At 36.3% G+C, this 19,009-nt stretch carries 22 protein-coding genes and 2 riboswitches; of the genes, 20 read left to right on the plus strand and 2 right to left on the minus strand.

What is annotated here, in order from left to right; all coding sequences use genetic code 11:
- Nucleotides 1-22 precede the first annotated feature (22 nt).
- The 12 genes from hisZ (at nucleotide 23) to DM800_RS16830 (ending at nucleotide 8,876) form a co-directional block, all read left to right on the plus strand.
- Complete coding sequence (gene hisZ, locus DM800_RS16775; protein ID WP_147787231.1) at nucleotides 23-1,285, plus strand: ATP phosphoribosyltransferase regulatory subunit; 1,263 nt, start codon at nucleotides 23-25, stop codon at nucleotides 1,283-1,285.
- Complete coding sequence (gene hisG, locus DM800_RS16780) at nucleotides 1,261-1,896, plus strand: ATP phosphoribosyltransferase (RefSeq protein WP_131932830.1); 636 nt, start codon at nucleotides 1,261-1,263, stop codon at nucleotides 1,894-1,896. Before hisZ ends, hisG begins: the two co-directional genes overlap by 25 nt.
- Nucleotides 1,897-1,907: 11 nt before the next feature.
- Nucleotides 1,908-3,197: a histidinol dehydrogenase gene (gene hisD / locus DM800_RS16785; protein WP_147787232.1), complete on the plus strand. Its 1,290-nt coding sequence runs from the start codon at nucleotides 1,908-1,910 to the stop codon at nucleotides 3,195-3,197.
- On the plus strand, nucleotides 3,197-3,781 hold the full coding sequence (hisB, locus tag DM800_RS16790; RefSeq protein WP_001206365.1) for an imidazoleglycerol-phosphate dehydratase HisB: 585 nt from the start codon (nucleotides 3,197-3,199) through the stop codon (nucleotides 3,779-3,781). Before hisD ends, hisB begins: the two co-directional genes overlap by 1 nt.
- Nucleotides 3,782-4,411 carry an imidazole glycerol phosphate synthase subunit HisH gene (hisH, locus tag DM800_RS16795; protein ID WP_000560363.1) on the plus strand — a complete coding sequence of 210 codons (630 nt, stop codon included), beginning with the start codon at nucleotides 3,782-3,784 and terminating at the stop codon, nucleotides 4,409-4,411.
- A complete protein-coding gene (gene hisA, locus DM800_RS16800; protein ID WP_000402305.1) occupies nucleotides 4,384-5,103 on the plus strand; it encodes a 1-(5-phosphoribosyl)-5-[(5-phosphoribosylamino)methylideneamino]imidazole-4-carboxamide isomerase in 720 nt (239 codons plus the stop codon). Before hisH ends, hisA begins: the two co-directional genes overlap by 28 nt.
- A complete protein-coding gene (hisF, locus tag DM800_RS16805) occupies nucleotides 5,097-5,855 on the plus strand; it encodes an imidazoleglycerol phosphate synthase cyclase subunit (protein ID WP_088121710.1) in 759 nt (252 codons plus the stop codon). Before hisA ends, hisF begins: the two co-directional genes overlap by 7 nt.
- Entirely contained in the window at nucleotides 5,852-6,157 is a 306-nt protein-coding gene (hisI, locus tag DM800_RS16810; protein ID WP_147787233.1) for a phosphoribosyl-AMP cyclohydrolase, read from the plus strand. The genes hisF and hisI (DM800_RS16810) overlap by 4 nt, the downstream gene beginning before the upstream one ends.
- A gap of 10 nt (nucleotides 6,158-6,167) precedes the next feature.
- Nucleotides 6,168-6,491 carry a phosphoribosyl-ATP pyrophosphatase gene (gene hisI / locus DM800_RS16815; RefSeq protein ID WP_000426349.1) on the plus strand — a complete coding sequence of 108 codons (324 nt, stop codon included), beginning with the start codon at nucleotides 6,168-6,170 and terminating at the stop codon, nucleotides 6,489-6,491.
- 13 nt (nucleotides 6,492-6,504) lie between these two features.
- A complete protein-coding gene (locus tag DM800_RS16820) occupies nucleotides 6,505-7,524 on the plus strand; it encodes a histidinol phosphate phosphatase domain-containing protein (RefSeq protein WP_087985504.1) in 1,020 nt (339 codons plus the stop codon).
- A 67-nt stretch (nucleotides 7,525-7,591) separates the two neighbouring features.
- Nucleotides 7,592-7,759 carry a YozQ family protein gene (locus tag DM800_RS16825; RefSeq protein ID WP_087985505.1) on the plus strand — a complete coding sequence of 56 codons (168 nt, stop codon included), beginning with the start codon at nucleotides 7,592-7,594 and terminating at the stop codon, nucleotides 7,757-7,759.
- A 145-nt stretch (nucleotides 7,760-7,904) separates the two neighbouring features.
- Nucleotides 7,905-8,876 carry a 2-hydroxyacid dehydrogenase family protein gene (locus DM800_RS16830; protein ID WP_087985506.1) on the plus strand — a complete coding sequence of 324 codons (972 nt, stop codon included), beginning with the start codon at nucleotides 7,905-7,907 and terminating at the stop codon, nucleotides 8,874-8,876.
- Between the two features lie 29 nt (nucleotides 8,877-8,905).
- Here DM800_RS16830 and pssA read toward each other — a convergent pair whose 3' ends face one another.
- Nucleotides 8,906-9,607 carry a CDP-diacylglycerol--serine O-phosphatidyltransferase gene (gene pssA, locus DM800_RS16835; RefSeq protein ID WP_060489528.1) on the minus strand — a complete coding sequence of 234 codons (702 nt, stop codon included), beginning with the start codon at nucleotides 9,605-9,607 and terminating at the stop codon, nucleotides 8,906-8,908.
- A gap of 182 nt (nucleotides 9,608-9,789) precedes the next feature.
- On the minus strand, nucleotides 9,790-11,676 hold the full coding sequence (locus tag DM800_RS16840) for an LTA synthase family protein (RefSeq protein ID WP_147787234.1): 1,887 nt from the start codon (nucleotides 11,674-11,676) through the stop codon (nucleotides 9,790-9,792).
- 254 nt (nucleotides 11,677-11,930) lie between these two features.
- Here DM800_RS16840 and DM800_RS16845 point away from each other — a divergent pair, with 254 nt between their 5' ends.
- The 8 genes from DM800_RS16845 to DM800_RS16880 all read left to right on the plus strand — a co-directional run bounded on the left by DM800_RS16845 (nucleotide 11,931) and on the right by DM800_RS16880 (nucleotide 18,952).
- Nucleotides 11,931-12,326, plus strand: coding sequence for a DUF3888 domain-containing protein (locus tag DM800_RS16845; protein ID WP_001228833.1), 396 nt, complete (start codon nucleotides 11,931-11,933; stop codon nucleotides 12,324-12,326).
- An 89-nt stretch (nucleotides 12,327-12,415) separates the two neighbouring features.
- A riboswitch (Lysine riboswitch) is annotated at nucleotides 12,416-12,597 on the plus strand.
- Nucleotides 12,598-12,777: 180 nt separating this feature from the next.
- Nucleotides 12,778-14,094 (plus strand): diaminopimelate decarboxylase, encoded by a 1,317-nt coding sequence (lysA, locus tag DM800_RS16850; protein WP_000280662.1) that lies wholly within the window; start codon nucleotides 12,778-12,780, stop codon nucleotides 14,092-14,094.
- 116 nt (nucleotides 14,095-14,210) lie between these two features.
- Nucleotides 14,211-14,319, plus strand: a riboswitch (SAM riboswitch).
- 72 nt (nucleotides 14,320-14,391) lie between these two features.
- Complete coding sequence (locus DM800_RS16855) at nucleotides 14,392-14,535, plus strand: YezD family protein (RefSeq protein ID WP_000116163.1); 144 nt, start codon at nucleotides 14,392-14,394, stop codon at nucleotides 14,533-14,535.
- Between the two features lie 86 nt (nucleotides 14,536-14,621).
- The gene (locus tag DM800_RS16860) at nucleotides 14,622-15,326 is read left to right on the plus strand and encodes a phosphoadenylyl-sulfate reductase (RefSeq protein WP_075308704.1); all 705 of its coding nucleotides are present in this window, start codon (nucleotides 14,622-14,624) and stop codon (nucleotides 15,324-15,326) included.
- A gap of 38 nt (nucleotides 15,327-15,364) precedes the next feature.
- Entirely contained in the window at nucleotides 15,365-16,501 is a 1,137-nt protein-coding gene (gene sat / locus DM800_RS16865) for a sulfate adenylyltransferase (RefSeq protein WP_088062662.1), read from the plus strand.
- 12 nt (nucleotides 16,502-16,513) lie between these two features.
- Nucleotides 16,514-17,107, plus strand: a complete 594-nt coding sequence (gene cysC / locus DM800_RS16870; RefSeq protein ID WP_048561381.1) for an adenylyl-sulfate kinase — start codon at nucleotides 16,514-16,516, stop codon at nucleotides 17,105-17,107.
- A gap of 11 nt (nucleotides 17,108-17,118) precedes the next feature.
- Nucleotides 17,119-18,741: a nitrite/sulfite reductase gene (locus DM800_RS16875; protein ID WP_097889753.1), complete on the plus strand. Its 1,623-nt coding sequence runs from the start codon at nucleotides 17,119-17,121 to the stop codon at nucleotides 18,739-18,741.
- A gap of 10 nt (nucleotides 18,742-18,751) precedes the next feature.
- The gene (locus DM800_RS16880) at nucleotides 18,752-18,952 is read left to right on the plus strand and encodes a DUF3906 family protein (RefSeq protein ID WP_000366913.1); all 201 of its coding nucleotides are present in this window, start codon (nucleotides 18,752-18,754) and stop codon (nucleotides 18,950-18,952) included.
- Nucleotides 18,953-19,009 lie beyond the last annotated feature (57 nt).

Here is a 19,009-nt window from a genome sequence, read left to right on the forward strand (position 1 = left end):
AGGGAAAGGTGTGAGAATTTAGATGACAAAATGGAAACGGGCAAACCCAAATGGAACGAGAGACTATTTATTCGAAGAATGTACGTTAATTGAAGAGGTGGAGCAAAAATTAAGACGTACTTTTTTAGGGCGAGGTTATGAGGAAATAAGGACACCTACAATTGAATTTTATGATGTTTTTGCCTTTCAAAATAGGCCGATAGATGAAGAAAAGATGTATAAATTTTTTGATGAAAAGGGACGGATTATCGTGTTACGTCCAGATATGACAATTCCTTTAGCGAGAGTGATGGGAACGCAGAGGTGGGATACGCCGCTTAAACTGACGTATGGCGGGAATGTATTTCGGGCGAATGAGTCCCTTACTGGAAAATATAATGAAATTGTACAAAGTGGTATTGAAATTATAGGTATTGATAATGTAAGAGCTGAAATTGAATGCGTCATAAGCGTCATTCAATCACTTCAAAAGGTGAAGGTACAATCTTTTACAATAGAGATTGGGCAAGTGCAATTATATAAATGTATTGTAAAAAAACTCTCCATTCATGAGGAAGAAGAGAGAGTACTTAGGACATACATTGAAAGTAAAAATTATGCGGCTCTATCAAATTTTATTAGAGAAAAGAAATTAGATCGATGTGATGAAACAGTAAGATTACTTGAGAAGTTACCAAGGCTATTTGGGAACTTAGAAGTGATTGAGGAAGCAGAAAAACTCGCCTCAAGTAATGAAATGAAAATGGCGATTGCAAGAGTGAAAGAAATATATGAAGAAATTGAAAAACTAGGCTATGGATCTTACATATCAATTGATTTAGGTATGATTCAACATTTAGATTACTATACGGGAGTTATTTTCAAAGGGTATATATACGAAATTGGAGAAGAAATTGTTAGTGGCGGAAGGTATGATGAGTTAATTGGAAATTTTGGAGAAATGCTGCCGGCTGTTGGACTCGCGGTGCAAGTCAATCAAATTGTGAAGGCGCTGCAAGAGCAACAAGAACCATATGAACGAAAGGGAATAGATATTATTATTCATTATGAGTTAAATAGATTAGCAGAAGCGGAAAGATTACGAAATTTACTTCAAAAGGACGGGAAAAAAGTAGAGCTATCCTTATTCTCTAATGTAAATGACACCTTTCAATTTGCAAGAAAAAATCAAATAGTAACGGTCGTTGAGGCGAAGAACGAATCATTAGTGGAATATGTATGGAAAGAGAAATGGGTAGTCCAGAAAGAAGGAGAAACTTCATGCGTAACATTCAAATTGCGTTAACGAAGGGAAGATTAGAAAAACATGTGATTCCGCTCTTTGAGCAAATTGGAATTGATTGTTCGGAGCTCAAAAATAAAGGACGAAAGCTTGTCTTTCAAAGTAAAAATACAGATATCTCATTTATTTTAGTGAAAGCAGTAGATGTTGCTACTTATGTAGAACATGGAGTAGCTGATATTGGGGTCGTTGGAAAAGATATTTTAATGGAAAACGAGAAAGATATTTATGAAATGTTAGATTTAGGAGTAGGTGTGTGTAAGTTTTGTGTTGCTTCTATTCCTACTTATAATCCGAAGAGCTACCGGAAGAAACGCATTGCGACGAAATATCCACATATTACTTCTAACTATTTTCATGATAAAGGGGAGGATGTAGAAATTATAAAAATAGAAGGTTCTGTAGAAATCGCTCCTATTCTTGGATTGGCAGATGCGATTGTTGATATTGTGGAAACAGGAAAAACATTACAAGAAAATGGGCTCATTGTATTTGAGGAAATGTGTTCTATATCTGCTCGAATGATTGTAAATAAGGCTGCATTAAAAACTAAAAAAGACGAAATATTCAGTATTATAAATATGATGGAGCAAGAAATTTTGTCAGGAAAATAGGGGGACTTGTAATGGAGATAGTTTTTGAAGATTTTCAAAAGGCGTTATCGAAAATAAAATTGCTACGAGAAAACGCTAATATAATAGAAGAAACTGTTCAAAGAAGTGTAAGCGAAATCGTTCGAAAGGTAAGGAAGAGTACGGATGAGGCTCTATCTTTTTATACAAAAAAGTTTGATGGTGTGGAGATTAAAGAGTTTCGTGTAAGTGAGGAAGAAATAAAACGAGCGGGTATGTTTGTAGAGAATTCATTTTTAGAAGCGTTACAAGAGGCGAAGAAAAACATTATTTCTTATCACGAAAAGCAAAAAAGGCAATCCATGTTCGATTGCACGAGTGAAGGCATTATTAGAGGGCAAATCATTCGGCCGTTAGAAAATGTAGGGGTATATGTGCCGGGCGGAACTGCTTCGTATCCTTCGTCAGTATTAATGAATGTATTGCCAGCAAAACTCGCTGGTGTGAAAAAGATTGTAATGGTAACACCACCAAGGCAAGGGGGGATTGATCCACATATTTTAGTTGCTGCAAGCCTTGCAGGAGTAGATGAAATTTATACAATAGGTGGTGCGCAAGCAATTGCTGCTTTAGCATATGGGACGGAATCGATTCCAAAAGTGGATAAAATAGTTGGACCAGGAAATTTGTACGTTGCTCTGGCGAAACGAGAAGTATACGGAATAGTAAATATCGATATGATTGCTGGACCGTCAGAAATTGTAGTTATTGCTGATGAAACCGGTAATGCAAAATATATCGCTGCTGATTTATTATCACAAGCAGAACATGACGAGAGAGCAACAGCAATTTGTATTACAACGAATATAGAGTTAGCAAAAGAAGTAGAAAGAGAGATAGAAAGACAGTTAGAAACATTACCAAGAAGCGAAATTGCACGTGAATCGATAAATAGAAATGGAGCTATCTTTATCGTGCCTTCTTTAGATGAGGCGCTACAATTATCGAATGAAATCGCTCCAGAACATTTAGAATTACATATAAAAGAACCGATGAATGCTCTAGCTTATGTGAAACATGCAGGGTCTATCTTTCTTGGTCCATATGCACCGGAACCGCTCGGTGATTATTTAGCAGGACCGAATCACGTGTTACCCACAAGTGGAACGGCAAGGTTTTTCTCACCGTTATCAGTCGATGATTTCGTGAAAAAATCAAGCTTTCTGTCTTATACGGAGGAAGCGTTAAGAGATGTACAACATCATATTGTAGAACTTGCCAATAAAGAAGGATTACATGCGCATGCGAGAGCAATTCAAATAAGATTTGAGGAGGAAGAATAATGCGTGAGTGCAGTCAAATACGTGAGACGACAGAAACAAAAATCAAATTAAGTTTGCAGCTTGATGAAGGCAAGAACGTTTCTGTACAAACGGGAGTTGGATTTTTTGATCATATGCTAACTTTATTTGCAAGGCATGGAAGATTCGGTTTACAAGTGGAGGCGGAAGGCGATGTATTCGTTGATGCGCATCATACAGTTGAAGATGTTGGAATTGTACTCGGAAATTGTTTGAAAGAAGCATTGCAAAATAAAGAGGGGATTAACCGTTATGGCTCCGCATATGTACCGATGGATGAATCTTTAGGTTTTGTCGCAATTGATATTAGCGGGCGCTCATATATTGTATTTCAAGGAGAATTAACGAATCCGAAGCTAGGGGATTTTGATACAGAACTAACAGAAGAATTTTTTAGAGCAGTTGCTCATGCTGCCAATATTACATTACACGCTCGCATTTTATACGGAAGCAATACACATCACAAAGTTGAAGCGTTATTTAAAGCGTTTGGTAGAGCGCTTAGAGAAGCAGTCGAAAGAAATGCCAGCATTACTGGTGTAAATTCCACGAAAGGGATGTTGTAATTGATTGCTATTATAGATTATGGAATGGGAAATATTCGCAGTGTGGAACAAGCATTACAATATATTGGAGCAGAGTACATCGTAACGGGTGATAAAGAAAAGATTTTTAGAAGTGATGGAGTAATTTTACCAGGAGTAGGTGCATTTCCGAAAGCGATGGATGTATTGGAAGAAAAAAATTTAGTGCGTGTGTTAAAAGAAGTCGGGCGTTCAGGAAAACCGCTTCTGGGCATTTGCCTAGGGATGCAGCTTTTATTTGAAAAAAGTGAGGAACTACAAGACTGTAACGGATTAAGTTTATTGCCAGGTGTTATTCGAAAGTTAAAGGTTCCTTATAAAATTCCACATATGGGATGGAATGAGTTAAAGAAAGAGGGAGAAATAGCACTTTGGAATGGAGTAGAGGACGGTTCTTTCGTATATTATGTTCACTCTTATTATGCAGATTGTCCAAATGAAATTGTGTATGGGATAAGTGAATATGGAGTGAAAGTACCTGGTTTTGTAGCAAAAGGAAATATATACGGCGCACAGTTTCATCCTGAAAAAAGCGGTGACATTGGAATGCAAATGTTGAAAAATTTCAAAGGGGTGGTAGAGGCATGGAAATCTTCCCAGCTATCGATTTAAAAGAGGGGCGATGCGTTAGACTTTATCAAGGAGAGTTTAGTAAAGAAACAGTAATGAATGAAGATCCGGTTGCGCAAGCGATTATATTCGAAAAATTGGGAGCGAAAAAGTTGCACATTGTTGATTTAGATGGCGCAATTGCTGGCGAGTCAGTAAATTTGCTCGTTATTGAAAGAATATGCAAGGCAGTACGTATTCCTGTGCAAGTTGGAGGAGGAATTCGATCACTTGTAGCGGTAGAGAAGTTATTGTCAGTAGGTGTAGATAAAGTGATTTTAGGAACAGCTGCTCTTTATGATAAGGAATTTTTAGAAGAAGCAGTTCTTCTATATAAAGAGAAAATCATTGTTGGAATTGATGCGAAAAATGGTTTCGTAGCAACGAGAGGCTGGCTTGATGTGTCTGAAATTTCTTATATTTATTTAGCAAAGCAAATGGAGAATGTAGGTGTTCAAACGATTGTGTTTACAGACATTTCGAAAGACGGGACACTTGCAGGACCGAATTTAGAGCAATTGGAGTTACTACAAAAAAGCGTGAGCATTCGTCTTATTGCTTCTGGAGGAGTGGCATCTATTCAAGATGTGAAAAAATTAAATGATATGAATATATACGGCGTCATAATTGGTAAGGCTCTTTATGAGAAAACGATTGATTTAGAAGAAGTGTTAGAGGTAACAAAGTTATGTTAGCGAAACGCATTATTCCATGTCTAGATGTGAAAGAGGGCCGAGTCGTAAAGGGTGTAAATTTTATAGGGTTACAAGACGTCGGTGATCCTGTTGAAATAGCCGCTTTATATAATGAGGCGGGAGCAGATGAAATTGTATTTTTAGATATTACGGCAACGCATGAAGGACGAAAAACAATTCTAGATGTTGTAGAAAAAACAGCTTCGAAAGTATTTATTCCTCTTACAGTTGGCGGGGGAATTTCAAGTGTTAAAGATATGTACAATTTACTAAGAGCTGGAGCGGATAAAGTTTCAATCAACTCAGCGGCAGTGCGAAATCCAAAGCTAATCGAAGAAGGGGCAGAACACTTTGGCTCACAATGTATTGTCGTAGCAATTGATGCTAGAAAAGTAGCAGAAGAAAAGTGGAATGTTTATGTGAACGGCGGAAGAGTTGATACGGGTATGGATGCAATCGGGTGGGCAAAACGCGTTGCCGAGCTAGGGGCAGGCGAAATTTTGTTAACGAGTATGGATGCAGATGGAACGAAAAACGGGTATGATCTTCGTTTAACAGAAGAAATTTCAAAAAGCGTTTCCGTACCAGTCATCGCGTCAGGCGGATGTGGTCACGTTGATCACATTATAGAAGTTTTTCAAAAGACAACAGTTGATGCAGCACTTGCGGCATCCATCTTTCATTATGGTGAGGCGACAGTGCAGGACGTAAAGAGAAAATTAAGAAATGCAAATGTTGAGGTGCGGTTATGAAACCTAACTTTTCAAAAGGATTATTACCAGCAGTTGTAATTGAAGAAGGGACAAAAGAAGTTTTAATGCTAGCTTATATGAATGAAGAAGCATATGAAAAAACGCTAAAAACGAAAAGAACATGTTTTTATTCTCGTTCAAGACAATCGTTATGGAATAAAGGAGAAACATCAGGAAATGTCCAATATGTGCAATCTCTTTACTTAGATTGTGATCAAGATTCAATTGTTGTTGTCGTAAAGCAAGTGGGACCTGCTTGTCATACAGGAGAGAAAACATGTTTTCACTACCAAATTATATAGGGGGATACATATGGAAAATGCCTTTAAATTACTATTTGAAACAATTGAAGAACGAAAGGGAAATCCACTTCCTGAATCGTATACAAATTATTTATTTTCAAAAGGCGAAGATAAAATTTTAAAGAAAATTGGTGAAGAATGCACGGAAGTAATTATCGCATCTAAAAATAATGACAAAGAAGAATTAGTGAAAGAAATGGTTGATGTATTGTATCACTGCTTTGTTTTATTAGCTGAAAAAAATATATCATTAGAAGATGTTATGGAGGAAGTGACAGAAAGAAATGGGAAGCTTTCGCGAGTAGGGGACAGAAGTGAAATAGATACATTATAAGGGGGAAATGTAGATGAAGGTGGATTATCACATTCATTTAGAAGAAGGGCCATATTCAATAGGATGGCTAGCTAAAATAAATGAAGTGTTACAACATTATGAACCACTTAAAGAAGAGAAACATTCTATGGAATGGCTTGTGAAAACACAAGAACGCCTGCAAAGACGTGTGAAAGAAGGGCCATTTACAATGAAATGGATTGATTTATATTTAGAAGAAGCTTTGCAAAAAGGTATAAAAGAAGTTGGTATTGTCGATCATTTATACCGTTTTTATGAAGCGAGAGAATACTATGAAAGATATGTCGATATTAGTGATTCGAGGCTTGGTCGTTTACAGAAGGAATGGTTAGACCAAGTAAGGGTAACATCACTGCATGATTTTACAAAGGCAATTGAAGAGGCGAAAGAACGGTGGAGTAAAAGAGGTGTTACGCTTAAACTTGGAATTGAAGCGGATTATTTTATTGGTGGTGAACAAGAATTACAATCTTTACTCGCATTAGGAGATTTTGATTATGTAATTGGTTCTGTTCATTTTTTAAATGGATGGGGATTTGATAATCCAGATACGAAAGAATATTTTAAGGAACATGACTTATATGCTTTATATGATACGTTTTTCAAAACGGTTGAGTGTGCAGTTCGCTCTAATTTATTTGATATTATAGCTCATCTTGATAACATAAAAGTATTTAATTATCGGTTAGATGAAAATGAACAACTTTCTTATTATAAGGAAATTGCGCGTGCGTTAGTAGAAACAAATACGGCAACGGAAATAAATGCAGGATTGTACTATCGCTATCCTGTACGCGAAATGTGTCCGAGTCCGCTATATTTACAAGTACTAGCTAAGCATGGCGTTCCAGTTACTCTCTCCTCAGATGCTCATTATCCGAATGATTTAGGGAAATATGTGGAAGAGAATATAAAGACGTTACGTAATCATGATATTTCTCACATAGCTACATTTACGAAACGAGTAAGAACGATGAGATTACTGGAAGAAGAAGTAACAATTTCAAAATGATCACGATTTTTTGATGAAAACCACCCTTTTTGTTCAAAATAAGAAAGAATAAAAAGGAGGGTAAGAAATGGCGAAACAACAAAATAAACAAAATGTACAAGGTGCACAACAACAAGCTTATACTTCTGAAACGAATGCTACATCTCAATCCGTTATTGAGGAACAAATTAGTGATACAGTTGCAGAGGGAACGATCGATGTGAAGCTTGGAAAACAATCGCAAGAAAAAGCATAAGAAGAGGGGGAGACTTGCATCTCCTCTTTTTTTGTTGAAAAGTGTCGATTTTCAAAACTATAATCAAATTCCTTGGTTTTTATATGTGGATTTCTTACAATAAAAGATAAGAGATATCTTATTTTCTATAGAAGAGGTGTTAGTAGTGGCAAAAATATTAGTAGCAGGGAAAATTCCAGCAATCGGATTAGAACTATTAAAGGATCATGATGTAGAAATGTACGATAAAGAGGCGTTAATTTCTTTAGATGAATTAACAGAGCGTGTAAAAGACAAAGATGCATTGTTAAGCCTACTTTCTACAAAGGTGACAAAAGAAGTGATTGATGCGGCACCTAATTTGAAGATTGTTGCAAACTATGGTGCTGGTTACGACAATATTGATTACACGTATGCGGGTGAAAAAGGAATTGTAGTATCGAATACACCGAAAGTATCAACTGAAGCTACTGCAGAACTAACATTTGCACTTCTTTTAGCAGCGGCACGTAGAATTCCGGAAGGTGATACGCTATGTCGTACAACTGGATTTAATGGATGGGCACCATTATTTTTCTTAGGCCGCGAAGTACACGGTAAAACAATTGGAATTATTGGCCTTGGAGAAATCGGAAAGGCAGTTGCAAAGCGTGCGAAAGCGTTTGGAATGAATGTTTTATATACAGGACCAAACCGAAAGCCTGAAGCTGAAAGTGAGCTGGAAGCAACATATGTAACATTAGAAGAATTATTACAAACAGCAGACTTTATTACAATTAACTGTGCGTATAATCCGAAATTGCACCATATGATTGATGAAGAACAGTTCAAAATGATGAAGAAAACAGCGTATATTATAAATGCTTCACGTGGACCAATCATGCATGAAGCAGCACTCGCTCATGCATTAAAAACGAATGAAATTGAAGGGGCGGCTCTTGATGTGTTTGAATTTGAACCGAAAATTACTGAAGAGCTAAAAGGGTTAAAGAATGTAGTACTTGCTCCTCACGTAGGAAATGCAACATTCGAAACGCGTGATGCGATGGCTGAAATGGCAGTAAGAAATATTTTAGCAGTATTAAACGGTGAAGAGCCTGTAACACCTGTAAATCAAAAAGTATTCGTTACAAAATAAAAAGAAACCTTCCGGTTCCGGAAGGTTTCTTATTTGTCTTTATTTGCTCTTTTAGATGGTATTTGTCTAAGAAATTGAGATAGCATATACAAAATGTATAGTGGAATAGCAATGAATAAGAAAACAGAAAAATTACCGAACCCTGTTTGGTACATTGTGATAATGATTCCAACTAAAAATAGTGTAATAATGATGCTATATCGTGGAATTGGTACATCTTTTAAACTTGGGATACGAATGCGGCTCACCATTAAAAATGCGAACGTTACAAATACTGTAATAAGAACGATTTTTGGAATGGTATGTGAAAATAATGTTAAGAAAGCAACAAGCCCTCCCGCTGCTGTAATCGGTACGCCAGTGAAATATTTCATTGAAGTAGAAGATGGTGTTACATTAAATCGTGCTAAACGGTATGCTCCGAAAAGAGGGAATAGTCCCGCTATGTATAGTCCGATGATTCCGTAATTGGAGAAAGATGTGTAATACATGAGAACAGCAGGTGCTGCACCAAATGTTACGACATCCGCCAGTGAGTCAAGCTCTTTTCCCATTTGTGAATCAACACGTAATAAACGAGCAACACGCCCATCAAGACTATCTAACATCATCCCGATAAGTACTAAAATAGCAGCTGATTTATAATATCCTAAAGATGCATAGCCGATTGACAAGAATCCACTATATAAATTTCCGAGCGTAAATAAGTTTGGAATAGCTGCTCTATACAAAATCTGATCCCTTGCTTTCTGTAATAAATTCTTAATTAGTTTATGAAATTTTACTTATTTTATCATACCATAAATTTCTTCCTCATACGAAAAAAATTCCCAATTTGTGAAAGATTTCATAGCGGAATGATTTGAAAAATAAGTGAAAAAAGAAGCAACTTTTATAAAAGTTGCTTCTGGCGCTATTCAAATTTCGTTGTCATTGTTCCGGTTTTATAACGATTGTTAGGATCGAAACGTAATAAGTCTCCATAAATGAGTTTGTCGGAGAGTTTCAATTCAGTTTTTGCTTTTTCAATATTTGGTTGACATAATGAAATGTCCGCTTCTTCACCTGTATTTCGTTTATAGCACATGTTTTTTGTATAAATATAGTTTTCCGAAACGAAGCTACCATCACGCATTACCATAAGTGGATCTTCTTCTTTAATAAATAGGTCAGTTCCAAATTCAACTGATTGATTTGTTTTAATACCAAGTAAATGAAGTAGCGTTGGCTTAATATCAATTTGACCAGATACTTTAGAAATGACTTTTCCTTCTTGACCAGGTACATGAATAATGAGAGGGACGCGTTGTAATTGCATAGAATCAAACGGTGTAATAGCGTCTTTACCAAGGAACTGAGCCATAGCTGCATTATGGTTTTCAGAAATACCGTAATGATCTCCATAAATGACAATAACGGAATTATCATACAGTCCTTCCTCTTTTAATTGTTTAATAAATAGTTTAAGAGCTTCATCCGTGTAACGAACGGTTGGGAAGTAGCGGTTTACAACACCACTTTCCGAATTAAACTCATCAACATATTGATCTTCTGGATTTAGAAGAAATGGAAAATGATTTGTTAAAGTAATAAATTTTGTATAGAACGGTTGTGGTAAAGATTTTAGCTTTGGAATCGATTGTTCAAAGAACCCTTTATCTTTTAATCCCCAACCGACAGACATTTGTTCTGTGCCTACGTAATCATTTAAATTAAAGTAACGATCATATCCAAGTGCAGGATACATTACATCACGATTCCAAAACGTTTTATCGTTTGAATGGAAGACAGCAGAAGAATATCCGTATTTTTTTAATTGTTCTGGTGTAGCTGTATATTCATTTGTTGCGTGAGTAAAGAATACAGAACCGCGGTCTAACGGATAAAGTGAATTTTCAACGATAAATTCAGCATCAGAAGTTTTACCTTGTCCCGTTTGATGATAGAAGTTATCGAAATAAAAACTATCTTTAATAAATTCATTTAAAAATGGAGTGATTTCTTTTCCATTTATTTTTTTATTAATAACAAAACTTTGTGTAGATTCCATTGAAATCAAAATTACATTTTTACCTTTTGCAGCTCCAAATAAGTTTTTATCAACTTGCTTATCTTTTGAGTCTGTATAGTTTTTAATTTCAGAGAACCCGTCACCACTTGCAAATACACGTTCAGCCGAAGATTTAGATTGAAGTGTAATATCAAATAGATGATATGTGTATAAACCTAAATTTTTCACGACAGTTTGACGATCAAATGAGCGTGAGAACATTTGTGGCTTATAAATAACTGAAACGACAATTTGTAATGCTAATAGAGCTGTTACACCGCTAAAGAAAGTTCGCTTCTCAGAGCGAGAAAGTGGCGTCTTGTCGCAAAATGCTGGGAATTTACGTGAAAGAAACATTAAAATAATTGCATCTGCAAATAAAAGTAATGTTTTGTACGTAAAGAGTTCTTTTATACTTGTCCCTAAATCAGCCATATTATTTGTTTGAAATAAAACTGGGAACGTAACGAAATCGTTATAAAACCCATAAAACATTGCATTTCCAAATAAAATAAAGGACAGTATAAAACTGATTCCAACTATAATACGGTTTCGGTGTTTAGATGCAAGTAAAGCAAAACCGAAAAATAAAAGTAACGCAGCTAGTGGATTAATAAAAAGCATAAATTCTTCAAAGAAGTTATCAATTTTAATATCAAATGCTAGCTTGTACACAATATATGTTTTTATCCATAATAAAACGACTGCAACGAGTGCAAATCGCAGTTTTGGAAACAGACGTTGTAGCATAATATACTCCTCTCCTAAAAAGCATGACAGTTCTTGTGAGCCGGTTTGATTAGCGCCTCATTTTATATATACGAACAGTCCTTTGTTATTATGTTTATTATACTATGAGTATCATTATACGAAAATAAAAGAGAGTTGTGGACTTTTTTATAATAATTGAGTAGAAAAAGGGCAGTGGGAGACAATAAAACGGAGTTTCTATGTATGATAATTATCGTGCGCAGAAAGAATCGTGTAATAATACGGAGGTTATAATGCGAAAATTATTATATTTTATAGTATGCAGTAGTGTTATACTTTTTGCTTCACCGAGTGTGTCGGTAGCCCAATATGATGCACCTCTTATGGAAGATGCCCTTTATTCTGTTTTATTTCCGAAAATAAATAAAGCAATTGAAAAACAATATGGGAGCTTGAAGCCTTATCAATGTCCTAAAATTATTAGTTTAAAAAAAGTGTATAGCGGTACATATTTATTTCAAGCAAGTATTGAAGTAACGAAGTATGAACGAGTTGCTGGGAAAATTGCTCCACCATTTGAGAAGGTAACGATTACATTTAATAATGAAGAAGGCGAATGGGAAGTGTCAAAGATTTCAGTAAAGCGCTTACCAAATGATACGAAATTAAACTGTAAAAAAACAATATAAAAAATTGTTTGACAAATAAAATGGTCCTTTGGTATTGTTAATAGCAACAATTAGATGTTTGAAAATTAAATAGACTTACCTCATCTACTCTCAAAGGTAGAGGCCGCGATAGGAAAGAGTAAGCTATGGGAGATTTAATGGAATCTGTGATCATAGGTTGAAAGGGACTATTGCCGAAATATAAGAATAACCATCTTATTCATATATTGGGACTGCATTGAATAAATGTAGTACTGTCATAATATTTATTTTATGGAGAGCTATTTGGAGATGTTGATGCGGTTTCTTATTTTGAGGAGATAACAACTCGTTTATTTTTTCAATATATATTTTTCCTAATAAGAAACGCGTGTGAACATTGTTCCGCGCGTTTTTTGTCTATCTAAAAGCGTGCTGCAATGAATAGAAGATTGGGGTTATGAGTTTTAGAGGAAATAAGGGAGGAATTCAAATGTATTTACACGGCACGAGCCGAATCAATGGGCAAGGACACTTAGAAATTGGAGGGTGCGATACGACGCAGCTAGCAAAACAATACGGAACACCACTTTATGTATACGATGAAGAGTCAATTCGAGGAAAGTGCCGCGCGTTTCATCGTGCGTTTAAAGAAAGTGGTTTCTCTTATCAAGTAGCATATGCAAGCAAGGCGTTCTTGTGCATGGAGATGTGCCGAGTGGCTCGTGAAGAGAATATGTCATTAGATGTTGTTTCTGGAGGAGAATTATATACTGCGCTGCAAGCAGGATTTCCGGCATCACGCATTCATTTTCACGGCAATAATAAAACAGAAGAAGAAATTGTGATGGCTCTTCAGGCGAATATTGGTTGTTTTGTCGTAGATAATTTCTTGGAATTAGAAATTTTGCATGATTTAGCAGTGCAACATGGGAAATTTGTGAACATATTAATTCGTGTAACGCCCGGAGTAGAGGCGCACACACATGAATATATTACAACAGGCCAAGATGATTCGAAATTTGGATTTGGCGTGTCAAATGGTCAAGCGATGCAAGTGATTGAGATTGCTTTACAAAAATCAAATTATAATGTGTTAGGAATTCATTCACATATCGGATCACAAATATTTGAAACGGCCGGCTTTGTGCGAGCGATTGAAGTTCTTCGTCAATTTTTAGAACAAGTGAGAGAGCGAACAAACTATGTAGTAAAAGTGCTAAATGTAGGCGGAGGATTCGGAATACGCTACACAGAGTCAGATACACCATTAACTCTTGAGACATATGTGCGAGCTGTAACAAGTGCTGTGAGGGAACAATTTACAGTATGTAATTATCCCCTGCCAGAAATATGGGTTGAACCAGGCCGTAGTATTGTAGGGGATGCTGGAACGACAATTTATACAGTCGGATCTGTGAAAGACATTCCTGGTATTCGGAAATATGTATCAGTGGATGGTGGGATGACTGATAATTTAAGACCTGCTTTATATAACGCTCGTTATGAAGCGATGTTAGCGAATCGAGGGAATGATGAGAATGAGGAACTTGTCTCGATTGCTGGGAAGTGCTGTGAGAGTGGAGATATGTTAATTTGGGATATCACTCTACCGAAAGTTGCTTCAGCCGATTTATTAGCAATTTCTTGTACAGGGGCATATGGATACTCGATGGCGAATAATTATAATCGGATTCGTAGACCAGCTGTCGTCTTCGCGAAAGGCGGCACATCACAAATTGTTGTAGAGCGTGAAACATATGAAAATATTATTGGGAACGATCGCATACGTATTAAAGAACTTGTGTGAATGGGAAAAAGGAGTTGTTCGGATGGGCAATTCCTTTTTTATAAAATAAAATAATTAAAATATATCGGAAAACTAGGATTGAAAAAAATCAGAATTGTGATAAAATACAAATACAAAGCTTATCAAGAGAAGCGGAGGGAACTGGCCCGAAGAAGCTCGGCAACCTGCTTATAGAAAGCAAGGTGCTAAATCCAGCAAAATGGAATCCATTTTGAAAGATAAGGTAAAATATATTACCGAACAGTCTTTTCGAAATGGGAAAGATTTTTTTTATGAATAAAAAGGGGGGCTGTTCGCGTGAGCGTACGGGAACATTTTGAGGAAGTATCTGAGAAAATTCAAGCGATGCTTGCTGATATGAAATATGGTTCAATTACAATTGTTGTGCAAGATGGGAAAGTCATTCAATTAGAGAAAAGTGAAAAGGTACGTTTAAAGTAAAAAGCGCTGACTAGAAAAACTAGAGGCGGTTTTAACCTATTATATTAGGTTAAAACCGTCTTTTTGCTTTTACAGGGGGAAAGAACATGTTGACGTATGAAACGTGGGAAGAAAATAATGTTTCATTTTCAGAAGAAGATGAAACGAAAGGCGCGCTATCTGTATTAAGTTGGGCTTATAAAGAATATAAAAGTGAAATTGTATACGCATGTAGCTTCGGAGTGGAAGGGATGGTATTGCTGCATCTTATAAACCAAGTAAATCCATCTGCTAAAGTTGTATTTTTAGATACGAATGTTCATTTTCAAGAAACGTATGAATTAATTCAAAAAGTGCGGAAACGATTTCCTTCATTAAATATTATAGAAAAACAGCCGGAACTTACGCTTGATGAACAAGCGAAGTTGCATGGTGAGAAATTATGGGAAAGTAATCCGAATCTTTGTTGTAAAATTAGAAAAATTTTACCGTTAGAAAAATCATTAGCAGCGGAAAAAGCGTGGATATCGGGCTTAAGGAGGGAACAATCTGAAACACGTAAGCATACAAAGTTTATAAATCAAGATCATCGCTTTCAATCTATTAAAGTTTGTCCACTCATTCATTGGACGTGGAAAGAAGTGTGGCGATATGTATACAAACATAGCTTACCGTATAACCCACTGCATGATGTTGGATATCCAAGTATTGGGTGTGAGAAGTGTACGTTACCTGTAGGTGAGGGTGGCGATTCGAGAGATGGTAGGTGGTCTGGGAAAGTGAAAACAGAATGTGGTCTTCATTACCAATAAGATGAATTTGAAAATAAAGCTAAGAGAGGAAATAGAAAATGAGTACAAGAAACGAATTAATAAATCGTATAGACGAGACTTACGACGTATCACAAATCGAAAAAGAAATTGAACTAGACAACATTGCGTTAAGTGATTTAGAGCTATTAGCGACAGGGGGATATAGCCCACTTACTGGTTTTTTAGGAAAGAAAGATTATGATTCGGTCGTAGAAACGCTTCGCTTAGCAAACGGGAGCATATGGAGTATACCGATTACATTACCAGTAACAGAAGAAGTAGCAGAGAGTCTAAAAGCTGGAGAGGAAGTAAAACTTGTTAATGCTGAAAATGTATATGGTGTCATTCAAATAGAAGATATTTTTGTGCCTGACAAGGAAAAAGAAGCGTTACTTGTGTATAAAACGACGGATGAGGCTCATCCAGGAGTGAAAAAATTATATGAACGACCGAACGTTTATGTCGGGGGAGCTATTATTCTTACAAAGCGCTTTGAAAATAATCCGTTTCCTTCTTATCATTTAGATCCAATTGAAACGAGAGAAGAATTTAAAAAACGTGGTTGGAAAACAGTGGTTGGATTTCAAACGAGAAATCCGGTACATCGTGCCCATGAATACATTCAAAAATCTGCCCTTGAAATTGTAGATGGTCTCTTTTTAAATCCACTCGTTGGGGAAACGAAGTCGGACGATATTCCTGCTGATGTAAGGATGGAAAGCTATGAAGTATTACTTCAAAACTATTATCCGAAAGATCGTGTCTTTTTAGGCGTATTTCCTGCAGCAATGCGTTACGCAGGACCGAGGGAAGCGATATTCCATGCAATAGTCAGAAAGAATTTTGGATGCACCCACTTTATCGTAGGGCGTGATCATGCAGGAGTAGGAGATTATTACGGGACTTATGAAGCACAAGAAATTTTTACAAACTTTACAGTGGAAGAGTTAGGGATTACACCATTATTTTTTGAACATAGTTTTTACTGCACGAAGTGTGAAGCGATGGCTTCGACGAAAACATGCCCACACGGAAAAGAGGATCATGTCATTTTATCAGGTACGAAAGTAAGAGAACTATTAAGAAACGGTGAGGTTCCGCCGAGTACATTTAGTCGTAAAGAAGTAGTGGAAGTGCTAATTAAAGGTTTGAAAAAAGAAGTAGTAACAGAATAGGGAGAGAATGACATGGATACGAATATTACTTGGCATACAGCATCTGTTTCAAAAGATGAGAGAAGAGTAAGAAATGGGCATCATAGTTTTGTAGTTTGGTTTACTGGTCTATCAGCTTCAGGTAAATCTACGGTGGCGAACGCGGTTGCTCGTAAACTATTTGAAAAGAATATTGGAAACTATGTACTAGATGGAGATAATGTACGCCACGGTTTAAATAAAGACTTAGGTTTTTCTGAAAGTGATCGTATGGAAAACATAAGACGGATTGGTGAAGTGGCGAAGCTATTTGTAGATCAAGGTACTGTTGTTCTTACAGCGTTTATTTCACCGTTTCGAGTAGACCGAAAACAAGTTAGAGATCTATTAGCAGCAGATGAGTTTATAGAAGTGTTTGTAAAATGTCCAATTGAAGAGTGTGAAAAACGTGATCCAAAAGGGTTATACAAAAAGGCAAGACAGGGTGATATTAAAGAGTTTACTGGTGTTGATTCACCGTATGAGGAGCCAGAGAAAGCAGAGTTAATTGTAGAAACGCACAAGTATTCTATTGAAGAATGTGCAGAACAAATCGTGAAGTACTTACAAGAGCGTAGTTTTATATAGGGGGATAAAAAATGAGTTATGAAAAAGTATGGGCTAACAATGAAAAATTAAATCAGACTGAGAAAAATAAATTGAAAAAAGATGGATTGGAAATCTTTAATGATATTCCTTACTATGCAGAAAATGGCTTCGAATCTATTCCGAAAGAAGAGTGGGACGCATTCAAATGGGCAGGGTTATATTTACAAAGACCGAAAGAAGCTGGATATTTTATGATGCGTGTAAATATTCCTTCAGGGATTATTACGAATGCACAGGCAGAAGTGCTTGCTTCTATCGCTGAGGATTATGGGCGTGACGTAATAGATATTACGACAAGACAGGCGATTCAGTTTCATTGGTTAGAAATTCATCAAATTCCAGATATTTTTAAAAGATTAGCAAGAGTTGGGTTATCTTCAGCGGGGGCGTGTGGTGATATAACGCGTAATATTACAGGGAATCCACTTGCTGGTATTGATGCAAATGAACTGTTTGATACAACGGGTATTGTGAAAGAGGTATATGATTATTTCCAACATAATGAAGAGTTTTCTAACTTACCGCGTAAATTTAAAATGTCTATTAGTTCTAACATTTATAATTCAGCAAACGCAGAGATTAACTGTGTTGCATTTACACCTGCAACGAAAGAGATAGATGGTGAGAAAAAAGTTGGTTTTCATATAAAAGTAGGCGGTGGATTATCAGCCCGTCCATATCTAGCTGATGAATTAGATGTATTCGTTTTACCAGAAGAAGTGAAGGCGGTAGCAATTGCGATTGCTACGATATTCCGTGATTTTGGATACCGTGAAAAACGTCATTTAGCTCGTTTGAAATTTCTAGTTGCAGACTGGGGAGCAGAGAAATTTAAAGAGAAACTAATAGAGTATATAGGACCATTGCAAAGTAAAGGAGAAAGTGCTCTCAAAGGATGGAATGCGGGATACTTTTATGGTGTTCAAGATCAAAAACAAGATGGACTAAAATATGTAGGTTTTAATGTGCCGGTAGGACGTCTACATGCAGAAGAAATGTTTGAGATTGCAAGAATTGCTAAGCAGTATGGAAATGGACAGATTCGTACATGTAATTCGCAAAACTTCATTATTCCGAATGTTCCGCCAAAAAATGTAACAGGTTTACTAAATGAGCCGTTGTTTAAAGCCATATCAGCAAGTCCTAAATCATTTATTGGTCATGCGGTTTCCTGTACCGGTATTGAGTATTGCAATCTTGCTTTAGTAGAAACGAAAGAAAGATTACGCAAAATCGCAGAGTACTTAGATACACAAATTGCACTCGATGTTCCAGTTCGTATTCATATGGTAGGATGCCCGAATTCATGTGGGCAACGTCAAATTGCTGATATTGGATTGCAAGGGGTGAAAATGAAAACGAAGGAAAAAGGAATTGTTGAAGCATTTGAAATATACGTAGGTGGAACGCTGTTAGATGGCGGTGCTTATAACCAAAAGTTAAAAGGGAAAATAGATGGCGAGGATCTACCTGATGTACTTGCATCATTTATAAGCTATTTCAAAGAGAATAAATTACCAGCTGAAACATTTTATGATTTTGTCAGCCGTGTTGGTATAGAGACATTACAAATAGCGTTAAATACTGTGTTAGAAGAAGTAATAGCGTCTTAGGAGGGACAATATGGATTTATATCGATTTGAAGCTGTGTTAGTAAATAGTATTGTTCCGATTGTTGTTGTTGCTCAAAGTGAAGAACAGGCATTTAAGCTCGCGGAGATAGAGCTTGAAAAGCATTTTTTACCGTTACCAGAAGTAAAGGAGATTTCTCTATTTGAAAAAAAGAAGATTCGAAAAGGTGCAGCATTTGTTATTCATGAGTAGGAAAAAGGTAATACGAAATAATGAAAACTTCCATTCGTATATAAGGATGGAAGTTTC

Source organism: Bacillus sp. AY18-3, assembly GCF_008042305.1.
GTDB lineage: Bacteria > Bacillota > Bacilli > Bacillales > Bacillaceae_G > Bacillus_A > Bacillus_A wiedmannii.